This window comes from Pseudomonas sp. M47T1 (genome assembly GCF_000263855.1).
Taxonomy (GTDB): Bacteria; Pseudomonadota; Gammaproteobacteria; order Pseudomonadales; family Pseudomonadaceae; genus Aquipseudomonas.
In genome coordinates this window covers 120,890-138,067 of record NZ_AJWX01000009.1, presented here as the reverse complement: position 1 = coordinate 138,067, position 17,178 = coordinate 120,890, and the positions used below count along the sequence as shown (strand labels likewise).

At 62.8% G+C, this 17,178-nt stretch carries 14 protein-coding genes; all 14 read left to right on the top strand.

The window, feature by feature from the left end; all coding sequences use genetic code 11:
• Window positions 1–95 precede the first annotated feature (95 nt).
• A complete protein-coding gene (gene aceA, locus PMM47T1_RS12240; protein WP_008369062.1) occupies window positions 96–1,421 on the top strand; it encodes an isocitrate lyase in 1,326 nt (441 codons plus the stop codon).
• Between the two features lie 801 nt (window positions 1,422–2,222).
• Window positions 2,223–2,636, top strand: a complete 414-nt coding sequence (locus PMM47T1_RS12235) for an NADH-quinone oxidoreductase subunit A (RefSeq protein WP_008369061.1) — start codon at window positions 2,223–2,225, stop codon at window positions 2,634–2,636.
• Between the two features lie 10 nt (window positions 2,637–2,646).
• Window positions 2,647–3,321, top strand: a complete 675-nt coding sequence (locus PMM47T1_RS12230) for a NuoB/complex I 20 kDa subunit family protein (RefSeq protein ID WP_008369060.1) — start codon at window positions 2,647–2,649, stop codon at window positions 3,319–3,321.
• A 77-nt stretch (window positions 3,322–3,398) separates the two neighbouring features.
• A complete protein-coding gene (gene nuoC / locus PMM47T1_RS12225) occupies window positions 3,399–5,180 on the top strand; it encodes an NADH-quinone oxidoreductase subunit C/D (protein ID WP_008369059.1) in 1,782 nt (593 codons plus the stop codon).
• A 2-nt stretch (window positions 5,181–5,182) separates the two neighbouring features.
• Complete coding sequence (gene nuoE / locus PMM47T1_RS12220; protein ID WP_008369058.1) at window positions 5,183–5,680, top strand: NADH-quinone oxidoreductase subunit NuoE; 498 nt, start codon at window positions 5,183–5,185, stop codon at window positions 5,678–5,680.
• Window positions 5,677–7,035, top strand: coding sequence for an NADH-quinone oxidoreductase subunit NuoF (gene nuoF, locus PMM47T1_RS12215; RefSeq protein ID WP_008369057.1), 1,359 nt, complete (start codon window positions 5,677–5,679; stop codon window positions 7,033–7,035). Before nuoE ends, nuoF begins: the two co-directional genes overlap by 4 nt.
• A gap of 142 nt (window positions 7,036–7,177) precedes the next feature.
• Window positions 7,178–9,889, top strand: a complete 2,712-nt coding sequence (gene nuoG / locus PMM47T1_RS12210; protein ID WP_008369056.1) for an NADH-quinone oxidoreductase subunit NuoG — start codon at window positions 7,178–7,180, stop codon at window positions 9,887–9,889.
• Entirely contained in the window at window positions 9,886–10,893 is a 1,008-nt protein-coding gene (nuoH, locus tag PMM47T1_RS12205) for an NADH-quinone oxidoreductase subunit NuoH (protein WP_008369055.1), read from the top strand. The genes nuoG and nuoH overlap by 4 nt, the downstream gene beginning before the upstream one ends.
• An 11-nt stretch (window positions 10,894–10,904) precedes the next feature.
• The gene (nuoI, locus tag PMM47T1_RS12200) at window positions 10,905–11,453 is read left to right on the top strand and encodes an NADH-quinone oxidoreductase subunit NuoI (RefSeq protein ID WP_008369054.1); all 549 of its coding nucleotides are present in this window, start codon (window positions 10,905–10,907) and stop codon (window positions 11,451–11,453) included.
• 9 nt (window positions 11,454–11,462) lie between these two features.
• Entirely contained in the window at window positions 11,463–11,963 is a 501-nt protein-coding gene (nuoJ, locus tag PMM47T1_RS12195; RefSeq protein WP_008369053.1) for an NADH-quinone oxidoreductase subunit J, read from the top strand.
• A 3-nt stretch (window positions 11,964–11,966) separates the two neighbouring features.
• Window positions 11,967–12,275, top strand: coding sequence for an NADH-quinone oxidoreductase subunit NuoK (gene nuoK, locus PMM47T1_RS12190; RefSeq protein ID WP_008369052.1), 309 nt, complete (start codon window positions 11,967–11,969; stop codon window positions 12,273–12,275).
• Window positions 12,272–14,125: an NADH-quinone oxidoreductase subunit L gene (gene nuoL / locus PMM47T1_RS12185; protein WP_008369051.1), complete on the top strand. Its 1,854-nt coding sequence runs from the start codon at window positions 12,272–12,274 to the stop codon at window positions 14,123–14,125. Before nuoK ends, nuoL begins: the two co-directional genes overlap by 4 nt.
• A gap of 40 nt (window positions 14,126–14,165) precedes the next feature.
• Window positions 14,166–15,698, top strand: coding sequence for an NADH-quinone oxidoreductase subunit M (nuoM, locus tag PMM47T1_RS12180; RefSeq protein WP_008369050.1), 1,533 nt, complete (start codon window positions 14,166–14,168; stop codon window positions 15,696–15,698).
• Between the two features lie 7 nt (window positions 15,699–15,705).
• Complete coding sequence (nuoN, locus tag PMM47T1_RS12175) at window positions 15,706–17,175, top strand: NADH-quinone oxidoreductase subunit NuoN (protein ID WP_008369049.1); 1,470 nt, start codon at window positions 15,706–15,708, stop codon at window positions 17,173–17,175.
• Window positions 17,176–17,178 lie beyond the last annotated feature (3 nt).

Below are 17,178 nucleotides of genomic sequence, written 5' to 3'. Positions count from 1 at the left end.
TTCTGATCTGCGAGCGCCACAAAGGTGTTTCTCTAAGGACAGCGCCGGCGGAGCGAGAATTTTTCATCCAAACCTATGCGACGAGGTTTATCTCCATGGCACTGACACGCGAACAACAAATTGCTGCCCTTGAAAAAGACTGGGCAGAAAACCCGCGCTGGAAAGGTGTAACCCGCAACTACTCCGCTGCCGACGTTGTACGTCTGCGTGGTTCGGTCCAGCCTGAGCACACCTTCGCCCGCCAGGGCGCCGAGAAGCTCTGGAACCTGGTGACCCAGGGCGCCAAGCCGTCCTTCCGTCCGGACAAGGACTTCGTCAACTGCATGGGTGCCCTCACCGGCGGCCAGGCCGTGCAACAGGTCAAGGCTGGCATTCAGGCCATTTACCTGTCGGGCTGGCAGGTTGCCGCCGACAACAACTCGGCCGAATCCATGTACCCTGACCAGTCGCTGTACCCGGTGGACTCGGTGCCTACCGTGGTCAAGCGCATCAACAACTCGTTCCGCCGCGCCGACCAGATCCAGTGGAAAGCCGGCAAGAACCCGGGCGACGATGGCTACATCGACTACTTCGCACCGATCGTGGCCGACGCTGAAGCCGGTTTCGGCGGCGTGCTCAACGCCTACGAGCTGATGAAAAGCATGATCGAGGCCGGTGCCGCTGGCGTTCACTTCGAAGACCAGCTGGCCTCGGTGAAGAAATGCGGCCACATGGGTGGCAAGGTACTGGTGCCGACCCAGGAAGCCGTGCAGAAGCTGACCGCTGCTCGCCTGGCCGCTGACGTTGCCGGTGTGCCGACCATCATCCTGGCCCGCACCGACGCCAACGCCGCCGACCTGCTGACCTCGGACTGCGACCCGTACGACCAGCCGTTCGTGACCGGCACCCGCACCCAGGAAGGCTTCTACAAGGTGCGCGCCGGCCTGGACCAAGCCATCGCTCGCGGCCTGGCCTACGCGCCGTACGCCGACCTGATCTGGTGTGAAACCGCCAAGCCGGACCTGGATGAGGCTCGCCGCTTCGCCGAGGCCATCAAGAAGGAATACCCGGATCAGCTGCTGTCGTACAACTGCTCGCCGTCCTTCAACTGGAAGAAGAACCTGGACGACGCCACCATCGCCAAGTTCCAGCGCGAACTGTCGGCCATGGGCTACAAGCACCAGTTCATCACCCTGGCGGGCATCCACAACATGTGGCACAGCATGTTCAACCTGGCGCACGACTACGCCCGCAACGACATGACCGCCTACGTGAAACTGCAGGAGCAGGAATTTGCCGACGCCGCCAAGGGCTACACCTTCGTGGCGCACCAGCAGGAAGTGGGCACCGGCTACTTCGACGACATGACTACTGTGATTCAGGGCGGCAGCTCGTCGGTGACGGCGCTGACGGGTTCGACCGAGGAAGAGCAGTTTCATTGATGTGAGGCAGACGCGGTAATGAAAAAGGCCACCCCACGCAGGTGGCCTTTTTGTGTGCCATGAGGGTGACCGAGGGGATTCAGATGCGCCCGCCTTGAGTTTTCTGGCGCTCTTGAGATCGCGCGCCGCCCGCGCGGCGCTTCGCGGGCAGAGCCCGCTCCCACGTTGGTTGCAACGTGCCCCGCTGTAGATTGGTGGTGCGCCTGGTCGCACCAGCACAGATCTGCAGTGGACAATCAAGGCGGACCAGGTGATGGCACAGGAATAACTGGCCCGAAACAAACGTGGGAGTGGGCTCTGCCCGCGAAGCGCCGCGCGGGCGGCGCTCGATCTCAAGAGCACCAAAAAAACAACGGCATGCACCTCCCACCCCCACCTCAATCCCAATCACCCCTCCACCCCGCCCCACATCGACTACGCTTCTACAACCAAAGTCTTGATCCACGCCAACTTATATAGAGGGAAAATAGCGTAGAACGTACGAGTTGGTTAACGCGCACCACAGGGTTGACACGAATTGGAACCCTTTAAATGATATTAATTATCATTACACATTAAAAGAACCTCCAAACGGGTGTAACAACGTTATAAATAAAACACCCTGAAACCCCCGCCCCATGGGCCCCGCAGGTACCTGCAAGGAGTGTATGTGCTTAATCCTACGAATAAATTTGCAGCAGAAAATTTACTTGCCAACGCTTTACCCATAAAATCAGCGCGATAGATTCAGCTGCGACATATCGTCACTGCTTTACTACTTTTCAAGTACCGAGACATTTGCTCTCCGTTAAGGATTCCAGCATGCCCGATTCGACAGGACTCATGGCCCACAACTGGGGCTTTGCCATCTTCCTTTTGGGTGTCGCCGGGCTCTGTGCCTTCATGCTGGGGCTGTCAGCCCTGCTGGGCAGCAAGGCCTGGGGCCGCAGCAAGAACGAACCATTCGAATCCGGCATGCTGCCGGTCGGCAGCGCCCGCCTGCGCCTTTCCGCCAAATTCTATCTGGTCGCGATGCTGTTCGTGATCTTCGATATCGAAGCCCTCTTTCTCTTTGCATGGTCTGTGTCGGTACGCGAAAGCGGCTGGGCCGGATTCGTCGAAGCACTCGTTTTCATAGCAATTCTGTTGGCAGGTCTTGTCTACCTTTGGCGAGTAGGGGCGCTCGATTGGGCTCCCGAAGGTCGCCGTAAGCGGCAAGCGAAGCTGAAACAATGAGGCTTTGGCAATGCAATACAATCTCACCAGAATCGACCCGGATGCACCCAACGACCAATATCCTATCGGCGAACGGGAAACCGTTTCCGATCCGCTAGAGGATCAGGTCCACAAAAACATTTTCATGGGCAAGCTCGAAGACGTACTGAGCGGTGCAGTCAATTGGGGGCGTAAAAACTCCCTGTGGCCGTACAACTTCGGTCTGTCGTGCTGCTACGTGGAAATGACCACCGCCTTCACCGCGCCCCACGACATCGCCCGCTTTGGCGCGGAAGTGATCCGGGCATCGCCACGCCAGGCCGACTTCATGGTCATCGCCGGCACCTGCTTCATCAAGATGGCGCCGATCATCCAGCGCCTGTATGAGCAGATGCTGGAACCCAAGTGGGTGATCTCCATGGGCTCGTGCGCCAACTCCGGTGGCATGTACGACATTTACTCGGTCGTTCAGGGGGTCGATAAATTCCTCCCCGTGGACGTTTACGTGCCCGGCTGCCCGCCGCGCCCAGAGGCCTTCCTGCAAGGCCTGATGCTGTTGCAGGAATCGATTGGCCAAGAGCGTCGCCCGTTGTCCTGGGTGGTCGGTGATCAAGGCGTTTACCGCGCCGAGATGCCGTCGCAAAAGGAACAGCGCCGCGAGCAACGCATTGCCGTGACCAACCTGCGCAGCCCCGACGAAGTCTGATCCAGCTCTTTACCCGGCAGCACCGCCACAAAGAACCCTGGCTTCATTCTGTACGTTGACGAATAGCGACCGAGACCATGACAGCGGACACCGCTCTATATATCCCGCCTTACAAGGCTGACGACCAGGACGTGGTCGTTGAACTGAACCAGCGCTTCGGTCCCGAGGCCTTCGTGGCCCAGGAAACCCGCACCGGCATGCCGGTGCTGTGGATCGAACGCGCCAAGCTCAAGGAAGTGATGAGCTTCCTGCGCAACGTGCCCAAGCCTTATTCCATGCTGTATGACCTGCATGGCGTGGACGAGCGCCTGCGCACCCAGCGCCGCGGCTTGCCGGGCGCCGATTTCACCGTGTTCTACCACCTGATGTCGGTGGAGCGGAACAGCGACGTGATGATCAAGGTGGCGCTGCACGAAGGCGACCTGAACCTGCCCACCATCACCGGTATCTGGCCCAACGCCAACTGGTACGAGCGTGAAGTCTGGGACATGTTCGGCATCACCTTCCAGGGCCACCCACACCTGTCGCGCATCATGATGCCGCCCACCTGGGAGGGTCACCCGCTGCGCAAGGACTACCCGGCGCGCGCCACCGAGTTCGACCCGTTCAGCCTGACCCTGGCCAAGCAGCAGCTGGAAGAAGAGTCCGCGCGCTTCAAGCCGGAAGACTGGGGCATGAAACGTTCGGGCACCAACGAGGACTACATGTTCCTCAACCTGGGCCCCAACCACCCTTCGGCCCACGGTGCGTTCCGCATCATCCTGCAGCTGGACGGTGAAGAGATCGTCGACTGCGTGCCTGACATCGGCTACCACCACCGTGGTGCCGAGAAGATGGCCGAGCGCCAGTCGTGGCACAGCTTCATCCCCTACACCGACCGCATCGACTACCTGGGCGGGGTGATGAACAACCTGCCCTACGTGCTGGCTGTAGAGAAGCTGGCCGGCATCAAGGTGCCGCAGAAGGTCGACACCATCCGCATCATGATGGCCGAGTTCTTCCGTATCACCAGCCACCTGCTGTTCCTGGGCACCTACATCCAGGACGTGGGCGCCATGACCCCGGTGTTCTTCACCTTCACCGACCGCCAGAAGGCCTACACGGTGATTGAAGCCATCACCGGTTTCCGCCTGCACCCGGCCTGGTACCGCATTGGTGGCGTGGCCCACGACCTGCCACGCGGCTGGGACAAGCTGGTCAAGGACTTCGTCGAATGGCTGCCCAAGCGCCTGGACGAATACACCAAGGCCGCCCTGCAGAACAGCATCCTCAAGGGCCGTACCGTGGGCGTGGCCGCCTACAACACCAAGGAAGCCCTGGAATGGGGTGTCACCGGTGCCGGCCTGCGTTCCACCGGTTGCGACTTCGACCTGCGCAAGGCGCGCCCGTACTCGGGCTACGAGAACTTCGAGTTCGAAGTGCCGCTGGCTCACAACGGCGATGCCTACGACCGCTGCATGGTGCGCGTGGAAGAAATGCGCCAGAGCATCAAGATCATCGACCAGTGCATGCGCAACATGCCCGAAGGCCCGTACAAGGCGGATCACCCGCTGACCACGCCGCCGCCTAAAGAGCGCACGCTGCAGCACATCGAAACCTTGATCACGCACTTCCTGCAGGTTTCGTGGGGCCCGGTGATGCCGGCCAACGAATCCTTCCAGATGATCGAAGCGACCAAGGGCATCAACAGCTATTACCTGACGAGCGACGGCGGCACCATGAGCTACCGTACCCGGATTCGCACCCCAAGCTACCCGCACCTGCAGCAGATCCCTTCGGTGATCAAAGGCAGCATGGTCGCGGACTTGATCGCGTACCTGGGTAGTATCGACTTCGTTATGGCCGACGTGGACCGCTAAGCATGAACAGCACGCTTATCCAGACTGACCGTTTCGCCCTGAGCGAAACCGAGCGCTCGGCCATCGAGCACGAGCTGCACCACTACGAGGACCCGCGCGCGGCGTCCATCGAAGCCCTGAAGATCGTCCAGAAGGAACGTGGCTGGGTGCCCGACGGCGCCCTGTACGCCATTGGCGAGATGCTCGGCATTCCGGCCAGCGACGTCGAAGGCGTGGCCACCTTCTACAGCCAGATCTTCCGCCAGCCCGTGGGCCGCCACATTATTCGCGTGTGCGACAGCATGGTCTGCTACATCGGTGGCCACGAGTCGGTGGTCAGCGAGATCCAGAGCAAACTGGGCATCGGCCTGGGCCAGACCACCGCGGACGGGCGTTTCACCCTTTTGCCGGTGTGCTGCCTGGGTAACTGCGACAAGGCCCCGGCGCTGATGATCGACGACGACACCTTTGGTGACGTACAGCCAGCCGGCGTTGCCACACTGCTGGAGGGCTACGTATGACCCTGACTTCCTTCGGGCCTGCCAACCGCATCGCGCGCACCGCAGAGACCCACCCGCTGACCTGGCGCCTGCGTGACGATGGCGAGCCGGTATGGTTCGACGAGTACGTGGCCAAGGACGGCTATGCGGCGGCGAAAAAAGCCTTCGCCGACCTGTCCCAGGACGACATCGTCCAGACCGTGAAAGACTCCGGCCTCAAGGGTCGTGGCGGTGCGGGTTTCCCCACCGGCGTCAAATGGGGCCTGATGCCCAAAGACGAATCCATGAACATCCGCTACCTGCTGTGCAACGCGGATGAAATGGAGCCCAACACCTGGAAAGACCGCATGCTGATGGAGCAACTGCCCCATCTGCTGATCGAAGGCATGCTCATCAGTGCGCGCGCGCTGAAAGCCTACCGCGGCTACATCTTCCTGCGCGGCGAGTACGTCACCGCCGCCAAGCACCTCAACCGTGCCGTGCAGGAAGCCAAGGCCGCAGGCCTCTTGGGCAAGAACATCCTGGGCACAGGCTTTGATTTCGAGCTGTTCGTGCACACCGGTGCCGGCCGCTACATCTGCGGTGAAGAAACCGCGCTGATCAACTCCCTGGAAGGCCGCCGCGCCAACCCGCGCTCCAAGCCGCCGTTCCCGGCCGCCGTGGGCGTGTGGGGCAAGCCTACCTGCGTGAACAACGTCGAGACCCTGTGCAACGTGCCGGCCATCGTCGGCAACGGCGTGGACTGGTACAAGTCCCTGGCCCGTGAAGGCAGCGAAGACCACGGCACCAAGCTGATGGGCTTCAGCGGCAAGGTCAAGAACCCGGGCCTGTGGGAGCTGCCGTTCGGCATCCAGGCCCGCGAGCTGTTCGAAGACTACGCCGGCGGCATGCGCGACGGCTTCACGCTCAAGTGCTGGCAGCCTGGCGGCGCCGGTACCGGCTTCCTGCTGCCCGAGCACCTGGACGCGCAAATGTACGCCGGCGGCATCGGCAAGGTCGGCACCCGCATGGGTACGGGCCTGGCCATGGCCGTGGACGACAAGGTCAACATGGTGTCGCTGCTGCGCAACATGGAAGAGTTCTTTTCCCGCGAATCGTGCGGCTTCTGCACCCCGTGCCGCGACGGCCTGCCGTGGAGCGTGAAGCTGCTGCGCGCCCTGGAAAATGGCCAGGGCCAGCAAGGCGACATCGAGACGCTGCTGGGCCTGGTGGGTTTCCTCGGCCCAGGCAAGACCTTCTGTGCCCACGCACCCGGTGCCGTGGAGCCCTTGGGCAGCGCGATCAAGTATTTCCGCCCGGAATTCGAGGCCGGTATCGCTGCCAACAGCAGTGGCCTGCGCCCGGACCTGGCGCGCCCGATCACCGTCGGCGCCTGACAAGATTCAACAGCCGGTGGTCCGTGCCACCGGCCGCTAGCCCCTTGCCCTGCCACAGGTCCGCCTGTGACGAGCGTCCGGCCAGCACACAGCTTTCCATTAGCCACGCCCGCCCACGCGGGCCAACGAAGAACTTTGAACCATGGCCACTATCCACGTAGACGGCAAAGCGCTCGAAGTCGATGGCGCAGACAACCTGTTACAGGCCTGTCTGTCGCTTGGCCTCGACATCCCTTACTTCTGCTGGCACCCCGCACTCGGTAGCGTCGGTGCCTGTCGCCAGTGCGCGGTGAAGCAATACACCGACGAGAACGACACCCGCGGTCGCATCGTCATGTCGTGCATGACCCCAGCCACCGACAACACCTGGATCTCCATCGAAGACGAAGAGTCCAAGGCGTTCCGCGCCAGCGTCGTCGAATGGCTGATGACCAACCACCCGCACGACTGCCCCGTGTGCGAGGAAGGCGGTCACTGCCACCTGCAGGACATGACCGTGATGACCGGTCACAACGAGCGTCGCTACCGCTTCACCAAGCGCACGCACCAGAACCAGGAGCTGGGCCCGTTCATCGCACACGAGATGAACCGCTGCATCGCCTGCTACCGCTGCGTACGTTTCTATAAGGACTACGCCGGCGGCACTGACCTGGGCGTGTACGGCGCCCACGACAACGTGTACTTCGGTCGCGTTGAAGACGGCGTGCTGGAAAGCGAGTTCTCGGGCAACCTCACCGAGGTCTGCCCTACCGGGGTGTTCACCGACAAGACCCACTCCGAGCGCTACAACCGCAAGTGGGACATGCAGTTCGCCCCCAGCATCTGCCACGGTTGCAGCAGCGGTTGCAACATCAGCCCCGGCGAACGCTACGGCGAACTGCGCCGCGTAGAGAACCGCTACAACGGTTCGGTGAACCACTACTTCCTGTGTGACCGCGGCCGTTTCGGCTACGGCTACGTGAACCGCAAGGACCGCCCTCGCCAGCCATTGCTGGGCCAGCAGAAGCTGGGCCTGGACGCTGCCTTGGACAAGGCCGCCGAACTGCTGCGCGGGCGCAACATCGTCGGCATCGGTTCGCCGCGCGCCAGCCTGGAAAGCAACTTCGCGCTCCTTGAATTGGTGGGTGGCGAGCACTTCTACAGCGGTATCGAAGCCGCCGAGCTGGGCCGTATCCGCCGGGTGCTGGACGTGCTGAAAAACAGCCCACTGCCAATCCCGAGCCTGCGCGACGTGGAAGACCACGACGCCGTGTTCGTGTTGGGCGAGGACTTGACCCAAACCGCCGCACGCATGGCCCTGGCCTTGCGCCAGTCGGTCAAGGGCAAGGCCGAGGAAATGGCCGACGGCATGCGCGTGCAGCCATGGCTGGACGCCGCAGTGAAGAACATCGGTCAGCACGCGCTGCACCCGTTGTTCATCGCCAGCCTCACCGACACCAAGCTCGATGACGTGGCCCAAGAGTGCGTGCACGCAGCGCCTGAAGACCTGGCGCGCATCGGCTTTGCCGTGGCTCACGCCCTGGACGCCAGCGCCCCGGCCGTTGTCGGGCTGGACGCCGAAGCCCTGGAGCTGGCCCAGCGCATCGCCGACGCCTTGCTCAAGGCCAAGCGCCCGCTGATCGTGTCCGGCACCTCGCTGGGCAGCAACGCCCTGATCGAAGCCGCCGGCAACATCGCCAAGGCCCTGGCCCTGGCCGGCAAGCAAGGCTCCCTGAGCCTGATCGTGCCCGAGGCCAACAGCCTGGGCCTGGCCATGCTCGGTGGCGAATCGGTGGACGCGGCCCTGGACGCGGTGATCGACGGCCGCGCCGACGCCCTGGTGATCCTGGAAAACGACCTGTACACCCGCCTGCCAGCCGCCAAGGTCGATGCGGCCCTGGCCGCCGCCAAGGTGGTGATCGTCGCCGACCACCAGATGACCGCCACCGCCGAGCGCGCCCACCTGGTACTGCCAGCGGCCAGCTTCGCCGAAGGCGACGGCACCCTGGTCAGCCAGGAAGGCCGCGCCCAGCGCTTCTTCCAGGTGTTCGACCCGGCCTACCTTGAGGCCAGCAACATCATCCACGAAGGCTGGCGCTGGTTGCATGCCCTGCGCAGCACGCTTTTGGACCGACAGGTCGATTACACTCAGCTGGACCAGGTGACCCAGGCCGTGGCCAACAGCAAGCCGGCCCTGGCGCGCATCGTTGACGCCGCGCCGTCGGCAACCTTCCGCGTCAAAGGCCTCAAGCTTGCCCGTGAACCGCTGCGTTACAGCGGCCGTACCGCCATGCGCGCCAACATCAGCGTGCACGAGCCACGTACTTCCCAGGACAAGGACACCGCGTTTGCCTTCTCCATGGAAGGTTACTCGGGCTCCGTCGAACCGCGCCAACAGGTGCCGTTCGCCTGGTCGCCGGGCTGGAACTCGCCACAGGCCTGGAACAAGTTCCAGGACGAAGTGGGCGGTCACCTGCGCGCAGGCGACCCGGGCACCCGCCTGATCGAAACCCAGGGTGACAGCCTGAACTGGTTCAGCGCCATCCCGGGCGCCTTCGCCCCGGCCCGTGGCACCTGGACCGCCGTGCCTGTGCACCACCTGTTCGGCTCCGAGGAAAACTCCTCGCGTGCCGCTCCCGTACAGGAGCGCATCCCGGCCGCCTACGTCAGCGTGGCCAAGTCGGAAGCCGACCGCCTGGGCGTCAACGACGGCGCGCTGCTGAGCCTGAACGTGGCCGGCGTGGCCCTGCGCCTGCCGCTGCGCATCAACGATGAACTGGGTGCGGGCCTGGTTGCCCTGCCCGCCGGCCTGGCCGGCATTCCGCCCGCTTTCGCTGGCGCCACCGTTGACGGCCTGCAGGAGGCAGCACAATGACCTGGTTCACCCCTGAAGTGATCGACATCATCATTGCTGTCGTGAAGGCCTTGGTGATCATGCTGGCCGTGGTGGTGTGCGGCGCGTTGCTCAGCTTCGTGGAACGTCGCCTGCTGGGCTGGTGGCAGGACCGCTACGGTCCGAACCGTGTCGGCCCGTTCGGCATGTTCCAGATCGCCGCCGACATGCTGAAGATGTTTTTCAAGGAAGACTGGAACCCGCCTTTCGTCGACCGGGTGATCTTTACCCTGGCGCCTGTGGTGGCCATGAGTGCCTTGCTGATCGCCTTCGCGATCATCCCGATCACCCCGACCTGGGGCATCGCCGACCTTAACATCGGCCTGCTGTTCTTCTTTGCCATGGCCGGCCTGTCGGTGTATGCGGTGCTGTTCGCCGGCTGGTCGTCGAACAACAAGTACGCCCTGCTGGGCAGCCTGCGGGCGTCGGCGCAGACCGTGTCGTACGAAGTGTTCATGGGCCTGGCGCTGATGGGCATCGTGGTGCAGGTGGGCTCGTTCAACATGCGCGACATCGTTGAATACCAGTCCCAGCACCTGTGGTTCATCATTCCGCAGTTCTTCGGCTTCTGCACCTTCTTCGTCGCCGGCGTGGCCGTGACTCACCGTCACCCCTTCGACCAGCCAGAAGCGGAACAGGAACTGGCCGACGGCTACCACATTGAATACGCCGGCATGAAATGGGGCATGTTCTTCGTGGGCGAGTACATCGGCATCATCATGATCTCGGCGCTGCTGGTAACCCTGTTCTTCGGTGGCTGGCATGGCCCGTTCAACATCCTGCCGCAACTGTCGTTCCTGTGGTTTGCCCTGAAGACCGCGTTCTTCATCATGCTCTTCATCCTGCTGCGCGCCTCTATCCCGCGCCCACGGTATGACCAGGTGATGGATTTCAGCTGGAAATTCTGCTTGCCGCTGACCCTGATCAATTTGCTGGTGACCGCTGCGATCGTGTTGTTGAACACGCCAGCTGTTGCGGCCCAGTGAGGATTTGACCCATGTTCAAATATATTGGTGACGTCATTAAGGGTACTGGTACCCAGCTGCGCAGCCTGGTGATGGTTTTCGGCCATGGCTTCCGCAAGCGTGACACCCTGCAATACCCCGAAGAAGCCGTGTACCTGCCGCCGCGCTACCGCGGCCGCATCGTGCTGACCCGCGACCCCGATGGCGAAGAACGCTGCGTGGCCTGCAACCTGTGCGCCGTGGCGTGCCCGGTAGGCTGCATCTCGCTGCAGAAAGCCGAAACCGAAGACGGTCGCTGGTACCCGGACTTCTTCCGCATCAACTTCTCGCGCTGCATATTCTGCGGCCTCTGCGAGGAAGCCTGCCCGACCACCGCGATCCAGCTGACCCCGGATTTCGAAATGGCCGAGTTCAAACGTCAGGACCTGGTGTACGAGAAAGAAGATCTGCTGATCTCCGGCCCCGGCAAGAACCCTGATTACAACTTCTATCGCGTTGCAGGGATGGCCGTTGCCGGCAAGCCGAAAGGCGCCGCGCAAAACGAAGCCGAGCCGATCAACGTGAAGAGCTTGCTCCCTTAAGGAAGAAAGATGGAATTCGCTTTCTATTTCGCAGCCGGAGTTGCCGTGGTGTCCACCTTCAGGGTGATCACCAATACCAACCCCGTGCACGCGCTGCTTTACCTGATCATTTCGCTGATCGCCGTGTCCATGACCTTCTTCAGCCTCGGCGCGCCGTTCGCCGGGGTGCTGGAAGTGATCGTCTACGCCGGCGCCATCATGGTGCTGTTCGTGTTCGTGGTGATGATGCTCAACCTGGGCCCGGCCTCGGTGCTGCAAGAGCGCGGCTGGTTCAAGCCGGGCATCTGGGCCGGCCCTATCTTCCTGGCCGGCATGCTGCTGTTCGAACTGTTGTATGTGTTGTTCAGCGAGCCTTCAGGCGCGGCCATCGGCCTGCACACCGTGGACGCCAAGGCCGTGGGCGTGAGCCTGTTCGGCCCTTACCTGCTGGTGGTCGAACTGGCCTCCATGCTGCTGCTGGCAGCCGTGGTCACCGCCTTCCACCTGGGCCGCAACGAGGCGAAGGAGTAACTCATGTCATCGATTCCCCTGGAACATGGTCTCGCAGTCGCCGGTGTGCTGTTCTGCCTGGGCCTGATGGGCGTGCTGGTACGCCGCAACATTCTCTTCGTATTGATGAGCCTGGAAATCATGATGAACGCCACTGCGCTGGCCTTCGTCGTGGCCGGTGCACGCTGGGCGCAGCCGGATGGACAGATCATGTTCATCCTGGTCATCACCCTGGCAGCCGCCGAGGCCAGCATTGGCCTGGCGATTCTGCTGCAGCTGTACCGCCGCTTCCACACGCTTGATATCGACGCTGCCAGTGAGATGCGCGGATGAACCTAATCTTCCTGACCTTCGTATTTCCCCTGATCGGCTTCCTGCTGCTGTCGTTCTCGCGCGGGCGCTTTTCCGAAAACCTCTCGGCCCTGATCGGCGTCGGCTCCATTGGCCTGTCGGCCATTGTCGCCGCCTGGGTCATCTGGCAGTTCAACGTCTCGCCACCTGAAGCGGGCCACTACACCCTGGTGCTGTGGCGCTGGATGTCGGTGGACGGCTTTGAACCCAACTTCGCCCTGTACGTGGACGGCCTGTCCGTGACCATGCTGGGCGTGGTGGTAGGCGTGGGCTTCCTGATCCACCTGTTCGCGTCCTGGTACATGCGCGGTGAAGAAGGCTACTCGCGCTTCTTCTCGTACACCAACCTGTTCATCGCCAGCATGCTGTTCCTGGTACTGGCCGATAACCTGTTGTTCCTGTACTTCGGCTGGGAAGGCGTGGGCCTGTGCAGCTACCTGTTGATCGGTTTCTACTACAGCAACCGCAACAACGGCAACGCGGCCCTGAAAGCCTTCATTGTCACCCGCATCGGCGACGTGTTCATGGCCATCGGCCTGTTCATCCTGTTCCAGCAACTGGGTACGTTGAACATCCAGGAACTGATGGTGCGTGCACCCGAGCACTTCAAGGCCGGCGACTTCTGGATCGTTGCCGCCACCCTGATGCTGCTGGGCGGCGCGGTCGGTAAATCGGCCCAGCTGCCGCTGCAAACCTGGCTGGCAGACGCCATGGCCGGCCCTACCCCGGTATCGGCACTGATCCACGCCGCCACCATGGTAACCGCCGGTGTGTACCTGATTGCCCGAACCCACGGCCTGTTCGCCCTGGCGCCGGACATCCTGCACCTGGTAGGCATCGTCGGCGGCGTGACCCTGGTACTGGCCGGGTTCGCCGCGCTGGTGCAGACCGACATCAAGCGTATCCTCGCCTACTCCACCATGAGCCAGATCGGCTACATGTTCCTGGCCTTGGGCGTAGGCGCCTGGGAAGGCGCGATCTTTCACCTGATGACCCACGCCTTCTTCAAGGCCCTGCTGTTCCTGGCCTCGGGTGCGGTGATCGTGGGCTGCCACCACGAGCAGAACATCTTCAAGATGGGCGGCCTGTGGAAGAAGCTGCCGCTGGCCTACGCCTGCTTCATCGTCGGCGGCGCGGCGCTGTCCGCCCTGCCGATCCTGACCGTGGGCTTCTACTCCAAGGACGAGATCCTCTGGGAAGCCTTCGCCAGCGGCCACACCTACCTGCTGTACGCAGGCCTGGTGGGCGCGTTCATGACCTCGATCTACACCTTCCGCCTGATTTTCATCGCCTTCCACGGTGAAGCCAAGACCGACGCCCACCCTGGTCACGGGATCTCCCACTGGCTGCCGCTGAGCGTGCTGATCGTGCTGTCGACTTTCGTTGGCGCCTGGATTCACCCACCACTGGCCGGCGTGCTGCCGGAAAGCGTGGGCCATGCCGGCGGCGAAGCCAAGCACAGCCTGGAAATTGCCTCGGGCGCCATTGCCCTGGCCGGTATCCTGCTGGCGGCCCTGCTGTTCCTGGGCAAGCGCCGCGTGGCCACCGCCATTGCCAACAGCGGCCCTGGCCGCGTGCTGTCGGCCTGGTGGTTCGCCGCCTGGGGCTTCGACTGGATCTACGACAAACTGTTCGTCAAACCGTACCTTGCCATCAGCCATATGCTGCGCAAGGACCCGGTGGACCAGACCATTGGCCTGATCCCGCGCTTGGCAAAAGGCGGCAACAGCGCCATGAGCCGCACCGAAACGGGCCAGCTGCGCTGGTATGCCGCCTCCATCGCCGCCGGTGCCGTACTGGTACTGGGCGCCGTTGTGATGGCGTCGGTCTGACTATGAACCTTGCGACTTTGCGAAAGGAATTGAGCCCGTCATGATTTTGCCCTGGCTGATCCTGATCCCCTTTATCGGCGGCCTTCTGTGCTGGCTGGGTGAGCGTCACGGCGCCACCCTGCCACGCTGGATCGCGTTGCTGACCATGTCCCTGGAACTTGCCATCGGCCTTTGGCTGTGGGCCCACGGCGACTACCACCTGTCCCCTGCCCCGGGTTCCACCCCGGTGTGGGCCTACGAGTTCAAGGTCCAGTGGATCGAGCGCTTCGGCATCAGCGTGCACCTGGGCCTGGACGGCCTGAGTTTGCTGATGATCTTGCTCACCGGCCTGCTCGGTGTGCTCTCGGTACTGTGTTCCTGGAAAGAGATCCAGCGCCACGTCGGCTTCTTCCACCTCAACCTGATGTGGATCCTGGGCGGCGTGGTCGGGGTGTTCCTGTCCCTGGACCTGTTCCTGTTCTTCTTCTTCTGGGAAATGATGCTGGTGCCGATGTACTTCCTCATCGCGCTCTGGGGTCACAGCTCGGCAGACGGCAAGAAGACCCGGATCTACGCGGCGACCAAGTTCTTCATCTTCACCCAGGCCAGCGGCCTGATCATGCTGGTGGCGATCCTGGGCCTGGTGTTGTTCAACTACAACAACACCGGCGTGCTGACCTTCAACTACGCCGACCTGCTCAAAGCCAAGCTGCCGCACGGGGTTGAATACATCCTGATGCTGGGCTTCTTCATCGCCTTCGCGGTGAAGCTGCCGGTGGTGCCATTCCACTCCTGGCTGCCCGACGCCCACGCCCAGGCGCCAACCGCCGGTTCCGTGGACCTGGCCGGTATCCTGTTGAAGACGGCGGCCTATGGCCTGCTGCGTTTCGCCCTGCCACTGTTTCCCCATGCCTCGGCCGAGTTCGCGCCGATTGCCATGACCCTGGGCCTGGTGGGTATCTTCTACGGCGCCTTCCTGGCCTTCGCGCAGACCGACATCAAGCGCCTGATCGCGTTCTCCAGCGTCTCGCACATGGGCTTTGTGCTAATCGGCATCTACTCAGGTTCGCAACAGGCGCTGCAAGGCGCGGTGATCCAGATGCTGGCCCACGGCCTGTCGGCGGCGGCCCTGTTTATCCTCAGCGGCCAGTTGTACGAGCGCCTGCACACCCGTGACATGCGCGAGATGGGCGGCCTGTGGTCGCGCATCGCCTACCTGCCAGCCATCAGCCTGTTCTTCGCAGCCGCCTCCCTGGGCCTGCCAGGCACCGGCAACTTCGTCGGCGAGTTCCTGATCCTGCTGGGCAGCTTCCCCGTGGCGCCGGTGGTGATCATCATCGCCACCTCAGGCCTGGTGTTCGGTTCGGTGTACTCGCTGATCATGATCCACCGTGCCTACTTCGGCCCGTCCAAGTCCGACGCGGTACTGGCCGGCATGGACAACCGCGAACTGATCATGGTGCTGGGCCTGGCGGTCCTGATCATCCTGCTTGGCGTCTACCCGCAACCCTTCCTGGACACCTCGGCCGCTACCATGGCCGGTGTGCAGCAGTGGTTCGGCACCGCTTTCACTCAACTCGCTTCGGCCCGGTAAGAGCGCTATGGACCTGACCCTTCAACACTTTATCGCGCTTGCACCGCTGCTGATCACCAGCCTCACCGTTGTGGTGGTGATGCTGGCGATCGCCTGGCGGCGCAATCACTCGCAAACCTTCCTGCTGTCGGTAGCCGGGCTTAACATTGCCCTGCTGTCGGTGTTGCCGGCCCTCAAGGTGTCGCCCATCAGCGTCACCTCCCTGTTGCAGATCGACCACTTCGCCTGCCTGTACATTGCCTTGATCCTGGTGGCCACGCTGGCCTGCGTGACCTTGGCTCACGCCTACCTGGGTGACGGCGGCTCGGGCTACCCGGGCAACCGCGAAGAGCTGTACCTGCTGATCCTGATGGCCGCCGCCGGCGGCATGGTCCTGGTGGCTGCGCAGCATCTGTCGAGCCTGTTCATTGGCCTGGAACTGCTGTCGGTACCCACCTACGGGCTGATCGCCTACGCGTTCTTCAACAAGCGGTCGCTGGAAGCCGGCATCAAGTACATGGTGCTGTCGGCCGCCGGTTCCGCCTTCCTGCTGTTCGGCATGGCCTTGCTGTACGCCGATGCCGGTAGCTTGCAGTTCGCTGAAATCGGCCGCGCCCTGGCCGCCACCGGCAAGCCGAGCAGCCTGGCCTCGCTGGGCCTGGGCATGATGTTCGTGGGCCTGGCGTTCAAACTGTCGCTGGTGCCTTTCCACCTGTGGACCCCGGACGTCTACGAAGGCGCCCCGGCGCCGGTGGCGGCCTTCCTGGCCACGGCCAGCAAGGTGGCGGTGTTTGCGGTGGTGGTGCGTCTGTTCCAGCTCTCCCCTGCGGCCAGCAGCGGCGTGCTGACCACCGTGCTGGAAGTGATTGCGGTGGCGTCGATACTGATTGGCAACCTGTTGGCAGTGACCCAGACCAACCTCAAGCGCCTGCTGGGTTTCAGCTCCATCGCCCACTTCGGTTACCTGCTGATCGCCCTGGTGGCCAGCAAGGGCCTGGCGCTGGAAGCCATCGGCGTGTACCTGGTGACCTACGTGATCACCAGCCTAGGTGCCTTTGGTGTGATCACCCTGATGTCGTCGCCCTACAACGGCCGCGACGCCGACGCCCTGTACGAATACCGTGGCCTGTTCTGGCGCCGTCCGTACCTCACCGCAGTACTGACCGTGATGATGCTGTCGCTGGCCGGTATCCCGCTGACGGCGGGCTTCATCGGCAAGTTCTACATCATCGCCACCGGCGTGCAGTCGCAACTGTGGTGGCTGACCGGCGCCCTGGTGATCGGCAGCGCCATCGGCGTGTTCTACTACCTGCGCGTAATGGTCACCCTGTACCTGATCGAGCCAACCCTGCGTCGTCACGATGCGCCGTTCAACTGGGAACAGCGCACCGGCGGCGTGATGCTGCTGGCCATCGCCATCCTGGCGTTCGCCCTGGGCGTGTACCCGCAGCCGTTGCTGGACCTGGTGCAACACGCCGGCTTTCAACTGATCGGTTGATTG